Genomic DNA, 15,256 nt, shown 5'->3' on the forward strand with positions numbered 1-15,256 from the left:
CCCGAGCGGGGGTCCGGCCCTTCGGTGCCTACCGGATCAGGCGTCGCCGCCCGCGGCGCCCGGGTCGGCGGCGGCCACGTCCAGCAGCTGGTAGCGGTCGATCGCCTCCTTCAGCGCACTGCGGTCGACCAGGCCCTGCTTGGCGAGCTCGGTGAGCACCGCCAGCACCACCGACTGCGGGTCGATGTGGAAGTAGCGACGGGCCGCGCCGCGGGTGTCGGCGAAGCCGAAGCCGTCGGCACCCAGCGACTGGTACCGGCCCGGCACCCAGCGGGAGATCTGGTCCGGCACCGCGCGCATCCAGTCGGAGACGGCGACGACCGGGCCCTCGGCACCCTGGAGCTTGGCGGTCACGTACGGGACGCGCTGCGGCTCCTCGGGGTGCAGCAGGTTGAACTCCTCGACCTCGACGGCCTCGCGGCGCAGCTCGTTCCAGGAGGTCGCGGACCACACGTCGGCCTTGACGTTCCACTCCTCGGCGAGGATGCGCTGGGCCTCCAGGGCCCACGGCACCGCCACGCCCGAGGCGAGGATCTGGGCCGGGATCTGGCCGGCGGTGGCCGGCGCGTACTTGTGCAGACCCTTGAGGATGCCCTCGACGTCGACGTTCTCCGGCTCGGCCGGCATCTTGATCGGCTCGTTGTACACGGTGAGGTAGTAGAAGACGTCCTCGCCGTGCGGGTGCTCGGCGCTGGAGCCGTACATCCGGCGCAGACCGTCCTGGACGATGTGCGCGATCTCGAAGCCGTACGCCGGGTCGTACGCGACGACGCCGGGGTTGGTCGAGGCCAGCAGGTGGGAGTGGCCGTCGGCGTGCTGCAGGCCCTCACCGGTCAGGGTGGTGCGGCCGGCGGTGGCGCCGAGCACGAAGCCGCGGGCCAGCTGGTCGGCCATCTGCCAGAACTGGTCGCCGGTGCGCTGGAACCCGAACATCGAGTAGAAGACGTACACCGGGATCAGCGGCTCGCCGTGCGTGGCGTAGGACGAGCCGGCGGCGATCAGCGAGGCGGTGCAGCCGGCCTCGGAGATGCCGTCGTGCAGCATCTGGCCGGTCGGGGACTCCTTGTACGCCAGCAGCAGATCGCGGTCGACCGACTCGTAGGTCTGGCCGAGCGGGTTGTAGATCTTCGCGGACGGGAAGAGCGAGTCCATGCCGAAGGTGCGGTACTCGTCGGGCGCGATCGGCACGAAGCGGTTGCCGATGCCCTTGTCCCGCATGAGGTCCTTGAGCAGCCGGACGAACGCCATGGTGGTGGCGATGGTCTGGTTGCCGGAGCCCTTCTTGACCGCCTTGTACGCGTCGTCGCCGGGGAGCTCCAGCTTGCGCGGGCGCACCTTGCGGGTCGGCACGTAGCCGCCCAGCTCCTGGCGGCGGTCGTGCATGTACTGGATCTCTTCGGAGTTGCGGCCCGGGTGGTAGTAGGGCGGGTAGCCCTCTTCGAGCTGCTTGTCCGTGATCGGCAGGTGCAGGCGGTCGCGGAAGCGCTTGAGGTCCTCGACCGTCAGCTTCTTCATCTGGTGGGTCGCGTTGCGGCCCTCGAAGTTCGGGCCGAGGGTCCAGCCCTTGACCGTCTGGGCGAGGATGACCGTCGGCTGGCCCTGGTGCTCGCGGGCCGCCTTGAACGCCGCGTAGATCTTGGCGTGGTCGTGGCCGCCGCGGCCCAGGTGCTGGATCTGCTGGTCGGTCATCGACTCGACCATCTTGCGCAGCCGCAGGTCGCCGCCGAAGAAGTGCTCGCGGATGTACGCGCCGGTCTCGGTCGCGTAGGTCTGGAACTGGCCGTCCACCGTGGTGTTCAGCTTGTTCACCAGGACGCCGTCGCGGTCCTGCGCGAGCAGCGGGTCCCAGCTGCGGTCCCAGATGAGCTTGATGACGTTCCAGCCGGCGCCGCGGAACTGCGACTCCAGCTCCTGGATGATCTTGCCGTTGCCGCGGACCGGGCCGTCGAGGCGCTGCAGGTTGCAGTTCACCACGAAGGTCAGGTTGTCCAGGCCCTCGCGCGCGGCGAGCGACAGCTGGCCGAGCGACTCGGGCTCGTCCATCTCGCCGTCGCCGAGGAAGGCGTACACGTGCGAGTCGGAGGTGTCCTTGATGCCGCGGTGCTCCAGGTAGCGGTTCATCCGGGCCTGGTAGATCGCGCCGAGCGGGCCGAGGCCCATCGAGACGGTCGGGAACTCCCAGAAGTCCGGCATCAGCCGCGGGTGCGGGTAGCTGGAGAGGCCGTACGGGAACTTCGACTTCTCCTGGCGGAAGGCGTCGAGCTGCTGCTCGGTGAGCCGGTCCAGCAGGAAGGCGCGGGCGTAGATGCCGGGGGAGGCGTGGCCCTGGAAGAAGATCTGGTCGCCGGACTCGCCCTCGGCGTCCTTGCCGCGGAAGAAGTAGTTGAAGCCCACGTCGTAGAGCGACGCGGAGGAGGCGAAGGTGGCGATGTGGCCGCCCACGCCGATGCCCGGGCGCTGGGCGCGCGAGACCATGACGGCCGCGTTCCAGCGGGTTGCGTTGAGGACCTTGCGCTCGATCTCCTCGTTGCCGGGGAAGAACGGCTCGTCCTTGGTGGCGATGGTGTTGACGTAGTCCGTGCTGCGCATCTCGGGCACGGCGACGCGCTTCTCGCGGGCGCGCTCGATCAGGCGGAGCATCAGGTAGCGGGCACGCTCGCGCCCCCGCTCGTCGATGGCCGCGTCAAGCGACTCCAGCCATTCCGCGGTCTCCTCGGGATCGAAGTCCGGGACCTGACTCGGAAGGCCGCCAATGATGATCGGGTTGCGATCGGATCCGGAAGCCACGCTGTTCCTTCACTGTCGGTCGAAACTTAGGTGTGTCGCGCCGCCTCCATCGTGCTACCGCGCTCGGAGATCCGTCATCTCTACCGACCGGTAACCGTTCCGCCTGGTGAGCGGGCCGGTCTGGTGGTGTCCGGCGCGGGCGCTGTTGCCCGAGCTTTGCACCACCGGGTGTTACGAAAAGAGGTGGTCCGACCTGGTTGCCCGACCGTCCGATGGCGGCCGGTCGGGGTGAGGGCCAACAGGAGACTCTACGCCCGCGCACGCGCGGACCCGAATGCCGTTCGTATCTCGGGCATGCGTACGGGCTGCGTACAGGGGGTGCGGGCCTGCCGGCCGGGACCACCCGAAGCATCCTTGTCCTACGCAGAGAAGGGCAAATCGGTGTGATTCCCGACACCTCCACCGGCGTGTCACGGCGCGACACGTCAACCTTTGGGGGGGATCGGGGGTCGGGTACTTGCGCGAACCGCCGCGCCCGTGTGGACTACGGCCACAGCCTCGGCATGGACGCCGAGCCGAATACTGGAGGTTATTCCCGTGAGCGCGACCGCGGACCCCGCGGACAAGTCCAACCCGGCGCACCGTCTCGGCTTCGACGAGGGCCAGATCGTCCAGGAGCTCGGGTACGACGAAGACACTGACCAGGATCTCCGCGAGGGCATCGAGGAGATCACCGGGACGGAGCTCGTCGACGAGGACTACGACGACGTCGCCGACGCCGTCCTGCTGTGGCACCGCGACGACGACGGGGATCTGACCGACTCCCTCGTCGACGCCCTGGAATACCTGGCGGAGGGCGGCCTCATCTGGCTGCTGACGCCGAAGACCGGTCGCGACGGGCACATCGAGGCCTCCGACATCGCCGACGCGGCCCGTACCGCCGGCCTGTCGCAGACCAGCTCGATCGCGGTCGCCAAGGACTGGGCGGCGACCCGTCTGGCGACCAAGGCGGTCACCAAGCCGGGCAAGCGCTGAGCGCACCCGCAGAGCCCGCGCCGGGCCCCGCTGGAGCTTCCTCCAGCGGGGCCCGGCCGTTTCGGGGCGCGGGTTGGGCGCGCCGACGGGAGGCCTGTTCGCCGAGGGCGAAAGCGGGCGGATCGGGCGTGGGCGGCCTCACTCGTCCGGTCGAATCCGGTCGCTCGGATGCAAGGATGTGCCTCGCCGCGCCCGCCGCGCGGCCCCGTCGCGTCAGAAAGGTCCCTCCCATGGCGATCGAGGTCGGCACCCAGGCCCCGGACTTCCAGCTCAAGAACCAGCACGGCGAGCTGGTCCAGCTCTCCGACTACCGGGACAAGAAGAACGTCGTCCTGGTCTTCTACCCCTTCGCCTTCACCGGTGTCTGCACCGGCGAGGTCTGCGCGATCCAGAAGGAGCTGCCGCGCCTGCAGAACGACGAGGTGCAGATCCTCGCCGTCTCGGCCGACTCGCCCTTCACCCTGCGCGTCTTCGCCGAGCAGGAGGGCCTGGAGTACCCGCTGCTCTCCGACTTCTGGCCGCACGGCGAGGTCGCCAAGGCGTACGGCGTCTTCAACGAGGAGAAGGGCTGCGCGGTCCGCGGCACCTTCGTGATCGACAAGGCCGGCACGGTGCGCTGGTCCGTGGTGAACGACCTGCCGAACGCCCGGGACGAGAAGGAGTACCTGACCGTCCTCGGTGCGCTCTGACCCCTGCGCGACCCCCGCGGGCCCGGCCCGGCTGAGATTCGAACAGCCACGCCGGGCCCGTTCGCTCCCCCGGACGGGAACCCGGCACTACGATCGGTCCGTTGGCTGGTCAGAGGCCCATCGGTGCGTATGCCGACCAGGGCCGCCGACCGCACCGCGGGGGCACCAGGGAGTGCCTCCCGATCTTTGGAGGACAAGTGGGTGTCAGCCTGAGCAAGGGCGGCAATGTCTCGCTCACCAAGGAGGCTCCCGGCCTGACCGCCGTGGTGGTCGGCCTCGGCTGGGACGTCCGGACCACCACGGGCACCGATTTCGACCTGGATGCCAGCGCGCTGCTCTGCAACGACCAGGGCAAGGTCGGCGCGGACGGCAACTTCGTCTTCTTCAACAACCTGACGAGCCCGGACGGCTCGGTCGAGCACACCGGTGACAACATCACCGGTGAGGGCGAGGGCGACGACGAGCAGATCAAGGTCAACCTGGCGGGCGTGCCGGGAGACGTGTCCAAGATCGTCTTCCCGGTGTCGATCTACGACGCCGAGAACCGCTCGCAGAACTTCGGCCAGGTGCGCAACGCGTTCATCCGCGTCGTGAACCAGGCCGACAACAAGGAGCTGGCCCGCTACGACCTCTCGGAGGACGCCTCCACCGAGACGGCCATGGTCTTCGGCGAGCTCTACCGCAACGGCGCCGAGTGGAAGTTCCGCGCGATCGGCCAGGGCTACGCCTCCGGCCTGCGCGGCATCGCCCAGGACTTCGGCGTGAACGTCTGAGCAGCGCCTGACGGACCGCGGCCGGGGCCGCCGCCGACGCTCCTCGCGTCGGGGGCGGCCCCGGCTTCGTCGTGCCCGGATCCGCCGTGGGCGGACCCCGCTGCCCGGGTTCTGCCCGGAGGGGTGGCACTGGAAGGATAGGAGTTCAGGAAGTTCAGCCGGTCGACAGCGGCCGGCCGGGGCCACGGGGGCATAGACCTGAGGCGTGCCCCGGACACAAGGGAGGAAGGACAGTCATGAGTGTCACGCTCGCCAAGGGCGGCAACGTCTCGCTCACGAAGGCCGCGCCGAATCTGACGCAGGTGCAGATCGGTCTCGGCTGGGACGCCCGGTCGACCACGGGCGCGCCGTTCGACCTCGATGCGAGCGCGCTGCTGTGCTCGGGGGGCCGAGTGCTCGGCGACGAGTACTTCGTCTTCTACAACAACCTCAAGAGCCCCGAGGGCTCGGTCGAGCACCAGGGCGACAACCTCACCGGTGACGGCGACGGCGACGACGAGACCGTCATCGTCAACCTGGACCTGGTCCCGGCCCAGGTCGACAAGGTGGTCTTCGCGGTGTCGATCTACGACGCCGAGGCCCGGCTGGAGAACTTCGGCCAGGTCCGCAACGCCTACATCCGGGTGGTGAACACCGTGGACGGGCAGGAGATCGCCCGCTACGACCTCACCGAGGACGCCTCCAGCGAGACCGCCATGATCTTCGGCGAGCTGTACCGCTACGCCGGCGAGTGGAAGTTCCGCGCGGTGGGCCAGGGCTACGCCTCCGGCCTGCGCGGGATCGTCCTCGACTACGGCGTCAACGTCCAGTAATCGCCCAAAACTGAATCGAAAGGTAACCAAGTCCCGTGCTCCTGCGCACATTCGGCTGGTCGTTCGCGGTCACGGCCGTGGGTCTGATCGTCTCCTTCCTGCTCTGGGGTATCGAGGGGTTCGGCATCGTGCTGATCCTCTCGATCCTGGAGATCTCGCTCTCCTTCGACAACGCCGTGGTCAACGCCACCGTGTTGAAGCGGATGAACCCGTACTGGCAGAAGATCTTCCTGACCATCGGCATCCTGATCGCCGTCTTCGGCATGCGGTTGGTCTTCCCGCTGCTGGTCGTCGGCCTGACCGCCCACCTCGACCCCGCCACCGTCATCGACCTGGCGCTCAACGGCGACAAGACCCACGAGGGCCAGACCTACGCCCAGTACCTGGAGGCCGCCAACCCCTCCATCGCGGCGTTCGGCGGCATCTTCCTGCTGATGATCTTCCTGGACTTCATCCTCGGGGAGAAGGACTTCCACTGGCTGCGCTGGATCGAGCGCCCGCTGGAGAAGGTCGGCAAGCTGGAGGCCTTCTCGACGGTGATCGCGCTGATCACCCTCGCCCTGGTGTCGAACTTCTTCGCCGGTGAGCACTCCGGCACCGTCCTGCTGGCCGGCATCCTCGGCCTCGCCACCTACCTGGCCGTCAATGCGCTCTCCAGCGTGTTCGAGGGCAAGCTGGAGGAGGACGCGGAGGCCGAGGAGGAGGCCGAGAAGAGCGGCAAGTCGATCGTCCAGGTCGGCGGCCGGGCCGCGTTCTTCCTCTTCCTCTACCTGGAGGTCCTGGACGCCTCGTTCTCCTTCGACGGTGTGGTCGGCGCCTTCGCCGTCACCAGCGACATCTTCGTGATCACCCTGGGCCTCGGCATCGGCGCCATGTACATCCGGTCGCTGACGGTCTTCCTGGTCCGCAAGGGCACCCTGGACGACTACGTCTACCTGGAGCACGGCGCCCACTACGCGATCGGTGCGCTGGCGCTGATCCTGATGATCGGCATCGAGCACCACGTCCCGGAGGTCGTCACCGGTCTGATCGGCGTCGGCTTCATCGCGCTCGCCCTCGGCTCGTCGATCCTGCGCAACCGCCGGATCGCCGCGGAGGGCGGCGACGACGAGGAGGAGCGCGAACCGGCCGTCCTGGCCAAGTAGCTCCCGCGACCCCGAGCGGTCCCCGTGGAACGCCGAACGGCCGCCCCCGCACAGTGCGGAGGCGGCCGTTCGGCGTTCTACAGGCCCGGCGGTCAGCCGAGCTGCTGCTCGATGGCGCGCAGCTTGCGCTCCAGGGAGTCCAGCTTCGGCATCGACAGGGTGTCGTCGTCGGCGGTCAGGTCGACCGTCGAGCGGTACGAGGAGGAGCTGTACGTCGACGAGCTGTAGCCGCTGTCCGAGGACGACGCCGAGGAGTAGGACGACGATCCCGACGAGGACGAGGACGTGGACGACGAGGAGCCGACGGCGGCGCGCGGGCGGCGGCCGGCCTCCAGGGCGCTCAGCGGTGCGGACTCACGGGCGGACCGCCCGGCGGTGGAGAAGGAGTCCGACTCGGCGGCTGGGGCAGGCTCCGTAGCGGTCTGGCCGTCTCCGGCAGCCGTCAGCGCGGGGACCTGGCGGCCGCTGCGGGCCCGGGCCAGCATGCCGCCCTGGCGGGCGAGGGCCTTCAGCTCGGCGCGCTCCCGGCGGTCGGCCGTCCGGGCGCGCAGCTTGGCCTCCTGCTTGGCCTGGCGCTCCTCGCGGACCTCCTCGACCGCCTCGTCCAGGCTGCGGACGTTCTCCAGCAGCATCAGCGACCAGGCGGCGTACGTCTCGCGGGGGGCGCGCAGCCAGCGCACGATGCGGATCTGCGGCAGCGGGCGCGGCACCAGGCCCTGCTCGCGCAGGGCGGCCTTGCGGGTCTGCTTCAGCGCGCGGTCGAAGAGGATCGCGGCGGAGATGGACATCCCGGAGAAGAACTCGGGGGCGCCGGCGTGGCCCATGCCGCGCGGGGCGTGCACCCAGTTGAACCAGGCGGAGGCGACCGCGAACACCCACACCAGCAGGCGCGAGCCGAGCGCCGCGTCACCGTGGCTGGCCTCGCGGACCGCGAGGACGGAGCAGAACATCGCCGCGCCGTCCAGGCCGAACGGCACCAGGTACTCCCAGCCGCCGGACAGGCCCAGGTTCTCCTTGCCGAAGCCCACCAGGCCGTGGAAGGAGAGCGCCGCCGCGACGCCGGCGCAGCAGAACAGCAGAGCGTAGGAGGAGATCCCGTAGATCATCTCCTTGCGCCGCCGGCGCTCCTCGCTGCGCTCCCAGGAGTCGGCGTTCTCCTCGGACTTGGTGGTCTTGAAGCGCAGCATCGCCACCAGGACGGCGGTGAACAGCAGGGCTACGCCGCCGACGACGGTCCAGACCAGCTGTATGGAGGTCAGGTTCATTGCGGGTCGGGCCTCGGCTTTCCGCAGGGACTAGAGGGGCTCGGGTGCGACACGGGCAGTCAGGCCGTACGTTCGGCAGCCGGACTGACGGGGCGTCGCCGCCGATCGGGTGCGCCCACCGCGTCCGTCGGGGAACGGCCGGGACACCTGTGCGGCTAGACGATATCGCGTCCGAGGGGGCGGCATCGTACGGGAGGGGAGGAACGGGACGCCAATCGCCCCGCCGGGGTGGCCGGGACCGGTCTGCGGGTAGGGGATCCGGGTACCGGCGGGCGGGTTGATGCCCGATCATGGAGCGGCGGACCGCCGGACAGCCTGGCGGATCCTGGGGGAGGACTGGATGGCCTCGATTTGGGAGTACCTGCGCGGGAATCGCAACGCCCTGGACGGCGGCGGGCCGTACAAGGTCACGCTCACCAAGTCGTCCCCGCAGCACGCGATCACCGGGGCCGCCGCCACCACCGGCTTCCTCTACATCAACCTCTACTGGACGAACCGGGGCTCGGCGCCCGGACCGGGCGTGCTCCAGACGCTGAAGCGCTGGTTCAGTCCGCGCATCCTCAGCCCGGTCGATCCGGGCAGCGGAGCGGCCGCCCAGTCGAACGTCGACCTGGACCTCGCCTGCATGTACGAACTCGCCGACGGCTCCCGGGGCGTGGTCCAGCCGCTCGGCGGCTACTTCGGCGACCTCCAGAAGCCGCCCTTCGTCAAGCTCAGCGGTGACGACCAGTTCGGTGCGCCCTCCGGCGAGACGATGTACATCAACCTGGAGAAGAAGGACAAGTTCAAACGGCTGCTGGTCTTCGTCTACATCTACGAGGGCACCCCGGCCTTCGAACAGGCCGACGCGGTGGTGACGATCGTGCCGCAGACCGGCCCCCGGATCGAGATCAAGCTCGACGAACGGGCCCGGGCCGCACGCTCCTGCGCGGTCGTGCTGATCGAGAACGACGGCGACAACCAGCTGCGGGTGCGCCGCGAGGTCACGTACGTCAACGGCTTCCAGGCCGACATCGACCGGCTGTACGGCTTCGGCATGCAGTGGCAGCGCGGCTACAAGCCGGAGTAGCCGCGCCGCCGGAGCGGCCGCGCCGGGCGGGGCGGGGGAGGCAGCCGGGGCGGTGATAGGCGGGCGGGGAGGGGGAGGCGGGCGGTCAGCGGGGCTGGAACTGCGGGCCCTGCGGGGGCAGCGCGAACTCCTCGCCGCCGGTCGGCGGGGTGCTGGGCGGTGGCGGGGGCTGCTGGGTGTGCTGCTGCGGGTACCCGTAGCCGGACTGCTGCGGAGGGTAGCCGTACCCCGACTGCTGCGGCTGCTGCGGGTGGCCGGGCTGCCCGCTGTGCGGCTGCGGGTAGCCGTACGAGGACTGCGGGGCCGGCGGCGGGTAGCCGTAGCCGCCCTGGGCGGGCGCCTGCTGCGGCTGGGGCTGCGGGGCCTGGTGCGGGTAGCCGTACGAGGGCTGCGGGACCGGCGGCGCGGTGGGCGCGGGCGGGGCCGTCGGCGGCACGGTCGGCGGGGCCGGGGGCGGCGGGGGAGCCGCCGAGGGCTGCGGCGCGCCGGTGGGCAGCGGGACGGCCGGCGCCAGCGTGAACGTCCCCGGCTCGGGCCGCGGGGCGCGCGGGTCGAGCGCGGCCGGGCGGCGGGGTACGGCGTCCGCGACCCCCGCGGCGGAGTCCTCCACCGTGATGCCGAAGTCGGTGGCCAGCCCGATCAGGCCGGAGGCGTACCCCTGGCCCACCGCGCGGAACTTCCAGGCACCCGCCCGGCGGTACAGCTCGCCGGCGAGCAGGGCCGTCACCTCGTCGGTGTCGGTGACCGCGAACTCGGCCAGCGGGGGAGCGCCCTCGCCGGCCGCGGCGTCGTGGATCAGCACGCGCAGCCCGGTCACCCCGCGGAACGAACCGCCCTCGGAGGAGCCCGCCAGGATCACCTTGTCGACGTCCGCCGGCAGCTTGGCCAGCTCCACCTCGACGGTGTCCGCGATCTCGGCACCCCCGGCGAGCTGCTGCTTGGGCAGGTGGCGCACCAGGCCGGAGGGGTGCCGCGGCTGGTTGTAGAAGACGAAGTCCGCATCCGAACGGACCTTGTTGTCGGGGCCCAGCAGCAGCGCGGACGCGTCCACGTCCGGCCCGCCGGGCGTGGCGCTCCAGCGCAGCACGGCGCGGACCGCCGCCACCGGCAGTGCGATGTTGGCGCCCTTGGCCATCACGTGCGTCATAGCTGACCATCCTGCCTCTTCGCCAGCCCTTCGGACAACGTGACCGGAGGTGGCGGAACCGTGGTGGACTTTGCCAACGCTTGCGCTTTGTGAAGCGGACGGTAACCTTCCGAGAATTCGTTGTTTCGGAACCCCCTGCGCCCCCGCGGCGTCCGTACGATTGCGGCCGACGGGCCCCAGGGGGCCGGCGGGGGCCGTGTACTGCGCGTTCCCCCGGACGGTGCCCGTTCCGGAGCCGCGGTGCCCCTCCCGGAGTGCGGTCCGGGAACGCCGCGCCCGGACCGACTGTTGGTCCTGGTGAAGGCCCGCGTCCGACCCCGCAGCACCCCCGCCCCCGGGGCACGGCGGCGCCCCGCGACCCGGGGCGCGGCAGTACCGGGCCCCGGTGCGGCACCGGCCCGCCGCCGGGAGCGGCAGCAGCCCTGCCGCCCGGAGCGGTTCGCACCGCCGCCCCCGCAGTTGCCGTACCGTCCGCCCACGCCCGGCCCGCCATCGAGGGCCCGCAGACCCCCGAGGAGAGCACCATGCGCCACTTCGGCCACCTCGCCGCCGACGTCCGCGGCCGGCTCTTCCTCCGGGAACCCGGGGCGTTCTCCCCGGACAGCGAGGCCGCCGTCCTCGCCACCGCCCTCGGCGCCACCCTCTACAGTCCGGCCACCCGCAGCACCCTGGCCGCCGACATCCGCAAGCTGGGCGCCCGGGGCGTGGTCTCCATGGTGCTCTGCCTGGAGGACGCCATCGCCGACCACGAGGTTCCGGCCGCCGAGGTCAACCTCGTCGCCCGGCTCGGCGAACTCCACACCGAACTCCACGCCGACAGCTCCTCCACCAGTTGCGCACAGGATCTCCCCCTCCTCTTCGTCCGGGTGCGCACCCCCGAGCAGATCACCGACCTCGCCGCGCGCCTCGGCCCGGCCGTCGCCCTGCTCACCGGCTTCGTCCTGCCCAAGTTCACCGACGAGAACGGCGGCAGCTTCCTGGAGTCCCTGGCCGCCGCCGAGGCTGCAACCGGCCGGCGGCTGTTCGCCATGCCCGTCCTGGAGTCCCCCGAGCTGGCCCACCTGGAGACCCGCCGCGACCAGCTCTTCGGCATAGCCCGGCTGCTGGACAAGTACCGCTCGCGCATCCTTGCCGTCCGCCTCGGCGTCACCGACCTCTGCTCCGCGTACGGCCTGCGCCGCTCGCCCGACCTCACCGCCTACGACGTCGCGCTGGTCGCCGCCGTCATCGGCGACGTGGTCAACGTCCTCGGCCGCGCCGACGGCACCGGACACACCATCACCGGCCCGGTCTGGGAGTACTTCCCGGTCCAGGAACGGATGTTCAAGCCCCAGCTGCGCCGCACCCCGTTCGCCGAGGCCGAGCCCTCCGGCGAGGCCGTCCGCCAGCGGATCATCGAGCACGACCTCGACGGGCTGATCCGCGAGATCGAACTCGACCGCGCCAACGGCCTGCTCGGCAAGACCTGCATCCACCCCAGCCACGTCCCCGCCGTGCACGCCCTGTCGGTGGTGACGCACGAGGAGTACAGCGACGCCCGCGACATCCTCGCCCGCGAACAGGGCGGCGGCGGGGTCCTGCGCTCCGCGTACACCAACAAGATGAACGAGGCCAAGCCGCACCGCGCCTGGGCCGAACGCGTCCTGCTGCGGGCGGAGGTGTTCGGGGTCGCCCGGGAGGACGTCAGCTTCGCCGAACTGCTCTCGGCCTGCCTCTGCGCCTGACGCCTCCCGAGCGGGACCGAACGACACCGCAGCAGTACCGCAGTACTGCACCACCGAACGACACCGCACCACCGCGCATCACCGAACGACACCGCACCACCGCGCATCACCGAAAGCAGGCCCCGTACGTGACAGCACAGCAAGACTGGACCGGCCGCTGGGTCGCCGACCGGGCCGGCGTCGCCCTGACCGGCTCCGACCGGCTCCCCGAGCTGGTCGGCCTGGCCCTGCGGGAGAACCCGAAGCGGGCCCACCTGCTGGTCTCCAACGTGCTCGGCAAGCACGTGCCGCAGCACCCCTCGGTGGTCCACGGCGCCGGCCTCGACCTGGGCCGCCGGGTCCGCGAACTGCTCGGCGAGGAGGGCGCCGCCCGCGCCGTCGTCCTCGGCTACGCGGAGACCGCCACCGGCCTCGGCCACAGCGTCGCCGACGGCCTCGACGCCCCCTGCCTGCACTCCACCCGCCGCCCGGTGGCCGGCCTCGCGCCGGTCGGCGGCTTCGAGGAGGAGCACTCGCACGCCACCTCCCACCTGCTGCTCCCCGCCGAGCCCGAGGTGCTCGACCGGCTACGCGGGGACGGCCCGCTGGTGCTGGTCGACGACGAGTTCTCCACCGGCAACACCGTGCTCAACACCATCCGCGCCCTGCACGCCCGCCACCCGCGCACCCACTACGTCGTCGTCGCCCTGGTCGACCTGCGCTCCGACGCCGACCGGCGGCGGCTGGCCGAGGCCGCGGACGAACTCGGCGCCCGGCTCGACCTGGTCGCCACCGCCGCCGGGGGCGTCCGGCTGCCCGAGGACGTCATGGCGCGGGCCGCCCGGCTGATCGCGGAGCAGAAGGCCGCGGAGCAGAAGGCCGCGGTGCGGGCGGGTGCGGGGCAGGCCGGTGTCGAGCCGGCGGCCGGGGCGCGGGCGACCGGGAAGGCCGGCGACCGGCCCGCGGCCGCGCTGCTGCGGGTCGAACCGCAGTGGCCCGCCGGCCTGCCCGACGGCGGCCGGCACGGCTTCACCGCCGAGCACCGCGCCCGGCTCGACGCCGCCCTCCCGCAGCTCGCCACCGGCATCGCGCAGGCCCTGGACGGCCGCGAGCAGCGGGTGCTCGTCCTCGGCTTCGAGGAGCTGATGTACGCACCGCTGCGGCTGGCCGGTGCGCTCGCCGACCTGCTCGGCGAGCAGCGGGTCCGCTTCTCCACCACCACCCGCTCGCCCGTCCTCGCGGTGGACGACCCCGGCTACGCCATCCGCACCCGGTTGGAGTTCCCCGCGCACGACGACCCCGCCGACGGCCCCGGCCGCCGGTACGCCTACAACGTCGCCCCCGGCACCGATCCGGCCCGCCGCTTCGACGCGGTGGTCCTGGTGGTCGACGGGCCGGCCGACACCCCCGCCCTGCACGACGGGCCGGACGCGCTGGTGCCGCAGCTGCGGGCCGTCACCGACCGGGTCGTCCTCGCCGTCCTGCCCTCGCACCGGCCGGCCGTTCCCGCTGCCGCCCCCGCTGCCGTTCCCGCTGCCGCCCCCGGTGCGGGCGCAGCCCGCGCGACCCCTGCCCCCACCGCCCCTGCCACCACCCCGGAGGCCACCGTGCTGTCCCCGCAGGCCACTGAGCCGGCGACCGAGCCGGCGACCGAGCCGGCGCCCGAGTCACCGGCCATGTCCTCGGCCGTGTCCTCGGCCGAGCGTTCGTCCCGGCCGCTCCCGGCGGCCGCCGACGGGCTGCCGGCGCCGCTGTACGGTCCGGCGTTCTCCTCGTACCGGGCCGACGAGGTCGCCTGGCTGCTGAAGGACCTCTCCGGCGTCGCCCTGGAGGCCCCCACCGAGGAGCGCGAGGAGGCGGTGCAGAACGGCGGCGCCCACTACGCCGAGTCGCTGCCCGTCGAGTACCAGCCCAGCCCCGAGTACCAGGAGCTGTTCCACCAGGCGCTGCGCCTCTCCGCCCGCCGCATCGCCCTCGCCGTCGGTACCGTCGCCGAGACCCTGCTGCGCGAGCGCGGACCCGGCCTGGTGCTGGCCTCGCTCGCCCGGGCCGGCACGCCCGTCGGCATCCTGATCCGCCGCTGGCTCGCCTTCAGCCACGGCCTGGAGGTGCCGCACTACGCCGTCTCCATCGTCCGCGGCAAGGGCATCGACCCGGTCGCGCTGCGCTACCTCGCGGCCCGCCACCACGCCCCCGACGTGGTCTTCGTCGACGGCTGGACCGGCAAGGGCGCCATCACCCGGGAACTCGCCGAGGCCCTGGCCGGCACCGACTTCGACGCCGACCTGGCCGTCCTCGCCGACCCCGGCCGCTGCGTGCGCACCTACGGCACCCGGGACGACTTCCTGATCCCCTCCGCCTGCCTCAACTCCACCGTCTCCGGCCTGGTCTCGCGCACCGTCCTGCGCGACGACCTGATCGGCCCGGACGACTTCCACGGCGCCAAGCACTACACCGAGCTGGCCGGCGCCGACGTCTCCGACGCCTTCCTCGCCACCGTCGCCGACCACTTCACCGCCGTCCGGGACGAAGCCGTGGCCGCCGCGGCCGAGTTCGCCGACGCCGACGCCGGCGACCGCGCCCCGGACTGGGCCGGCTGGGCCGCCGTCGAGCGGATCAGCGCCGAGTACGGCATCGACAACGTCAACCTGGTCAAGCCCGGCGTCGGCGAGACCACCCGCGTCCTGCTGCGCCGCGTCCCCTGGCGGATCCTCGCCCGGCGCGGCAGCGGCGCCGACCTCGACCACGTCCGCCTGCTCGCCGCCCAGCGCGGCGTCCCCGTCGAGGAGGTGGACGACCTGCCGTACACCTGCGTGGGCCTCATCCACCCCCGATACAGTCGAGGTGCGACCGGTGCCGACGGCACCGCCGTCCTGGTGAAGGAGTAAGGA

11 protein-coding genes are annotated in these 15,256 nt (G+C 71.8%); 8 read left to right on the forward strand and 3 right to left on the reverse strand.

The annotated features are described in order from the left end of the window. Nucleotides 1-36 precede the first annotated feature (36 nt). A complete protein-coding gene (gene aceE / locus ACWGB8_RS23650; protein ID WP_452215555.1) occupies nucleotides 37-2,787 on the reverse strand; it encodes a pyruvate dehydrogenase (acetyl-transferring), homodimeric type in 2,751 nt (916 codons plus the stop codon). 537 nt (nucleotides 2,788-3,324) lie between these two features. Here aceE and ACWGB8_RS23655 point away from each other — a divergent pair. The 5 genes from ACWGB8_RS23655 to ACWGB8_RS23675 all read left to right on the forward strand — a co-directional run bounded on the left by ACWGB8_RS23655 (nucleotide 3,325) and on the right by ACWGB8_RS23675 (nucleotide 7,181). Next, a complete protein-coding gene (locus tag ACWGB8_RS23655) occupies nucleotides 3,325-3,762 on the forward strand; it encodes a DUF3052 domain-containing protein (protein ID WP_452215556.1) in 438 nt (145 codons plus the stop codon). A 230-nt stretch (nucleotides 3,763-3,992) separates the two neighbouring features. Continuing rightward, nucleotides 3,993-4,451: a peroxiredoxin gene (locus tag ACWGB8_RS23660; RefSeq protein WP_452215557.1), complete on the forward strand. Its 459-nt coding sequence runs from the start codon at nucleotides 3,993-3,995 to the stop codon at nucleotides 4,449-4,451. A gap of 197 nt (nucleotides 4,452-4,648) precedes the next feature. Then, a complete protein-coding gene (locus tag ACWGB8_RS23665; protein ID WP_452215558.1) occupies nucleotides 4,649-5,224 on the forward strand; it encodes a TerD family protein in 576 nt (191 codons plus the stop codon). A gap of 236 nt (nucleotides 5,225-5,460) precedes the next feature. Beyond that, complete coding sequence (locus ACWGB8_RS23670; RefSeq protein WP_452215559.1) at nucleotides 5,461-6,036, forward strand: TerD family protein; 576 nt, start codon at nucleotides 5,461-5,463, stop codon at nucleotides 6,034-6,036. 35 nt (nucleotides 6,037-6,071) lie between these two features. Further along, on the forward strand, nucleotides 6,072-7,181 hold the full coding sequence (locus ACWGB8_RS23675) for a DUF475 domain-containing protein (RefSeq protein WP_452215560.1): 1,110 nt from the start codon (nucleotides 6,072-6,074) through the stop codon (nucleotides 7,179-7,181). Nucleotides 7,182-7,273: 92 nt separating this feature from the next. Here ACWGB8_RS23675 and ACWGB8_RS23680 read toward each other — a convergent pair whose 3' ends face one another. Further along, nucleotides 7,274-8,446, reverse strand: coding sequence for a DUF2637 domain-containing protein (locus tag ACWGB8_RS23680; protein WP_452215561.1), 1,173 nt, complete (start codon nucleotides 8,444-8,446; stop codon nucleotides 7,274-7,276). Between the two features lie 340 nt (nucleotides 8,447-8,786). On the opposite strand from ACWGB8_RS23680, the gene ACWGB8_RS23685 reads away from it, so the two are divergent. Continuing rightward, nucleotides 8,787-9,515 carry a Tellurium resistance gene (locus ACWGB8_RS23685; protein ID WP_452215562.1) on the forward strand — a complete coding sequence of 243 codons (729 nt, stop codon included), beginning with the start codon at nucleotides 8,787-8,789 and terminating at the stop codon, nucleotides 9,513-9,515. 85 nt (nucleotides 9,516-9,600) lie between these two features. On the opposite strand, the gene ACWGB8_RS23690 is transcribed toward ACWGB8_RS23685, so the two are convergent. Beyond that, nucleotides 9,601-10,662, reverse strand: a complete 1,062-nt coding sequence (locus ACWGB8_RS23690) for a TerD family protein (RefSeq protein WP_452215563.1) — start codon at nucleotides 10,660-10,662, stop codon at nucleotides 9,601-9,603. 524 nt (nucleotides 10,663-11,186) lie between these two features. Here ACWGB8_RS23690 and ACWGB8_RS23695 point away from each other — a divergent pair. Further along, entirely contained in the window at nucleotides 11,187-12,386 is a 1,200-nt protein-coding gene (locus tag ACWGB8_RS23695) for an HpcH/HpaI aldolase/citrate lyase family protein (protein WP_452215564.1), read from the forward strand. 128 nt (nucleotides 12,387-12,514) lie between these two features. Continuing rightward, nucleotides 12,515-15,253 (forward strand): phosphoribosyltransferase, encoded by a 2,739-nt coding sequence (locus ACWGB8_RS23700; RefSeq protein WP_452215565.1) that lies wholly within the window; start codon nucleotides 12,515-12,517, stop codon nucleotides 15,251-15,253. The last annotated feature ends 3 nt before the right edge of the window (nucleotides 15,254-15,256 follow it).

It is taken from the genome of Kitasatospora sp. NPDC054939 (assembly GCF_053610105.1).